Below are 3,936 nucleotides of genomic sequence, written 5' to 3' on the forward strand. Positions count from 1 at the left end.
CGGGGTTTGCAGTCTCGCTTCCTTCAGTGCATGCCTCACGGCAAACCACCTTGCGACTTGCTAACGCTTCGGGGCGTTACCCCCGCACGTAAGGGACTTGCACCCTCTGGAATATTATGGTATCTTCGATACCAGATGCCCATGCCGGGCACACACAGGCGTTTGGCTCAATGGCGGGTTAAGTGCTTCTATGACAGTTTAGTGCAAGGTTCAAGTTTAGTGCTTCTAATGAACATTTGTGCTAAAAATCCGCCACTGCGCCAAGCGCCAAAACGTTAGCACCAAAATTAAAGAACCATGAAATCAACAATTTTACTTTTTATCATCGCGCTAGTTCTTTCATCTTGTAACTACAATAAACTGGAAGGAACTTTCATATATACAGAAGTTCCTAAGGAGAAAAAGAAAGAGGAAAGCCTTTTTGGATGGGGAGTTGAACTTGGAAAAGAGATAGCATGCTCAAGTATTGGGGTGATTACATTTAAAAATGGCAAGTGCTATTATTCAATGTCTTTCTTTGGCGTAAAGCAAGAAATGAAAGTAGATTACCATATAGATAACGGAGTAATTTATATCAATTCAAATATGTTTAACCAAGGCGGAGTAGGTCTTTTTGAATTAGTAGATAATAATACAATCACTTACCAAGGTTGCATATTCAAACGGGTTGACCTTAGCAAATACAAAGAAGGAAAAACAAGTTCAAAAGTAAATCTGAGAGCAGGCCCAGGAACAAATCATGATATACTCAAATCCTTAGATAAAGACACAGAAATATTTTTGATTGAAAGGCAAGGAGAATGGGTAAAAGTGAGAGCAAATTGGAAGGAAGGTTACATACATCAAGATTTCATTAGAACAGATTAAAATTTGAAATGAAGTATTTTAATATCTCATTTAGATTTTTCAGTTATTCATTAAAATAAAATTGTAATAATTGGTTGAATATGACCAAAAATTAAAGTAGTTAATTAAAAAGTTTAATTATATATGTATATGGTAAGATCAAAGTTTTTATCAATTATTTTAATAGGTTTTATCACTATTTCTTGTGAAAGTGAGAAGGAGCTTATGAGTTATTCCCTAACGACTGAGGTGATTCCAGTTGAGAGTGGCAAAATCACACCTTCAAAGGGGAAATTCCAGGATGGTGAAGTTATAAGTGTTTTTGCTGAACCCAATCAAGGATGGGTATTTCAAACATGGGATGGAGATTTAATAAGTACTACTATTCCACTTACCTTAACCATGAACTCCGATAAAAAAATAAATGCGATTTTTATAAGAAAAGACTATCCTTTGAATATTACTGTAGAGGGTGAGGGTTTGGTAGAAGAAAAGGTCGTTTTTAATCCTAATATGAGAGAGTATCCATACGAAACAATTGTTGAATTAATACCTAAACCTAAAGAGGGGTGGGAATTTGTTGAATGGGGTGGGGACATAAGCGGCAATAATTCAGTAGAAAGAATAACAATTGATAAAGAAAAAAATGTTGTAGCTAAATTTTTGCCTTCATCATTCATGAAATATTTTGGAGGAAGTAAAACAGACCGAGGAAGTTCTATTAATAAAACCTCAGACGGTGGTTACATTATAACTGGATCGACCTTTTCAAATGATGGAGATTTTAATAATCAATTTAATGGAGGGGTTGATATTATAGTTATAAAATTAAATTCAAATTTAGAAAGGCAATGGATTAAAACATTTGGGGGAAGTAGTATTGATATTGGATCTTCAGTGATAGAATCTCAAGACGGAGGATATACAATTACAGGTAGAACAGCATCTACAAATGGTGATTTCTCAAATAGGACAAGAAATGATTTTGATATTTTTGTCTTGAAATTAGATTTAAATGGTAATAAGGTATGGACAAAGACATTTGGTGGGGCTAATGGTGCTTTAGGTTATGCAATAATTCAAACTCAGGATGGTGGGTATGCAGTAACTGGTATTTCTTATTCGAATAGTGGGGATTTTAATGGATTAAGAAAAGGAGAGGCCTATACTTATTTGTTAAAATTAAACTCTTCCGGGGAAAAGCAGTGGATTAAGTCATTTGGGGGAAGTAAGGTCGAAATCGGAAATTCTATTGCCCCATCTCAAGATGGTGGATACGTTATTACAGGAATAACAACTTCAAATGATGGGGATTTTAATGGAATGAATAAGGGAACAGGAAATGTATTTGTTATAAAAACTAGTTCAACTGGACAAAAAGAATGGGTGAAGACTTTCGGGGGGAGTAATGAGGATGAAGGTTATTCCATATATAGGTGTTTAGATGGAGGATTTGTCTTGGCCGGAAAAGCAACCTCTTTAGATGGGGATTTTAACGATAATAAAGGTGTGAGTGATGTATTTGTTATTAAAATTGATTCAAGAGGAGAAAAAGAATGGATAAAGACATTAGGAGGAACAAATGGAGAAATAGCATATTCAATAATCCAGACAGAAAATGGAGGATACATTTTGACGGGGGAATTTACATCTGATGATGGGGATTTTGCTGGATTAAATAAAGGTGATTCAGATGCATTTGCGGTCAAACTCGATTCCAATGGAAATAAACAATGGATTAAGGCATTTGGAGGTTCTAAGCATGAAGTTGGTTTTTCAGTTGTCCAATCTTCAGATGGATCTTATGGAATTACAGGGCATTTTATGTCAAATGATAAAGATTTTTCTGGAGTCAATAAAGGTTTAGAGGACGTTTTAATAATTAAAATAAGTTTTGATGGAATATAATTTTCTAATAAGATATTGTATTTATAGAACCTAGCTTTATCAACTATGTGTAAATTATGCCAAGAATTAAAGTTAGATGTATAGAAAAGTTAGTGCATAAGGTTAAGATGTGACCATATCTGTAGGTAACAGGATTATATTCTTAGAGCCCTAGTTTGTGATTCCACCTTTTCATCATTCAGAATTTAGAATTGCCATATGTAGTATATCCATATAGATTTGAGGCATAGTCACCAAAGGTGATTTCAAAAGTAAGGCTTTAAACAAAAAATACTTAAATGCTTGGTACAATTGTAATTGAAAAATATAAAAAGACTGAAAGAAAAGATATTCAAAAAGCTCTTGAAATTTTAATCGTTGATAATTCTCAAGATTGGGCTACGGCTGGGCTATACTGTTATTGGGATTACAATTCAAGAGAGATCTTATATATTGGATTAGCGGTAGATTTGGTAGAAAGATATAGGCAACATAATGGTTTACTTTATTGTAACAAAAAAAATTGTAAATATAATGAGATTGAAAAATACTTTGAAAACAATGAATATATTGGTTTTAGTATAGTCTTGCAATCAGCTTTATCTCAGCCAATTAATAAACGTCAAAGAAAAAAATTTAATAAATCATTTAACGAAACTGAATTAATAAGCATTTTAGGTGAACAGGGTTATGGAGAAATAAAAAGAGTTGAAGGAATTCTATTAGAGGCGTTTCGACAAAAATACGGAAGGTTCCCTTTGTGGAATAAAATGGGAGGCTCTGTTATTGGACAAAAATCGTTCAAACAGAATAACTTTGGATTATTGGAATTGTTGGTTACGAACGAAGCTAATAAATACGTTTCGAGAGTTTCATTAAGGGAACTTGCTGATAATCCTACTTTTTGTAGATATGAAGCTTATTTACATTCTATTAGAATAAGTATATTCCCTTCAACAGAAACAATTCAATTACAAAAGTGGACATTTGGTATATATACTTTTGATGAAATTTCCCAAACTGATTATTTTAAGAAAAGATTAAATTTATAAAGCTTAAAATCAGCCGTTTAATGAATATTTATTTCAAACAATTAGACGGTTAAAGACGAGGTTCAGAATCTAATTAAAACGGAAATTCTGGTGCTAATCGAGTAGACGGCCCCGCCAACCGTTAGGTTAGCGAGGTGCGCCTCTCACACCA

General features: G+C 33.5%; 3 protein-coding genes. All 3 read left to right on the plus strand.

Features of this window, described 5'->3' with window-relative positions; translation table 11 throughout:
* Nucleotides 1-297 precede the first annotated feature (297 nt).
* The 3 genes from IAQ59_RS21605 (at nucleotide 298) to IAQ59_RS21615 (ending at nucleotide 3,785) form a co-directional block, all read left to right on the plus strand.
* Nucleotides 298-867 (plus strand): SH3 domain-containing protein, encoded by a 570-nt coding sequence (locus tag IAQ59_RS21605; RefSeq protein WP_209332934.1) that lies wholly within the window; start codon nucleotides 298-300, stop codon nucleotides 865-867.
* A gap of 129 nt (nucleotides 868-996) precedes the next feature.
* Complete coding sequence (locus IAQ59_RS21610) at nucleotides 997-2,754, plus strand: InlB B-repeat-containing protein (protein ID WP_209332935.1); 1,758 nt, start codon at nucleotides 997-999, stop codon at nucleotides 2,752-2,754.
* A gap of 278 nt (nucleotides 2,755-3,032) precedes the next feature.
* Nucleotides 3,033-3,785, plus strand: a complete 753-nt coding sequence (locus tag IAQ59_RS21615) for a hypothetical protein (RefSeq protein ID WP_209332936.1) — start codon at nucleotides 3,033-3,035, stop codon at nucleotides 3,783-3,785.
* The last annotated feature ends 151 nt before the right edge of the window (nucleotides 3,786-3,936 follow it).

Source organism: Lunatimonas salinarum (genome assembly GCF_017811155.1).
Lineage (GTDB): Bacteria > Bacteroidota > Bacteroidia > Cytophagales > Cyclobacteriaceae > Lunatimonas > Lunatimonas salinarum.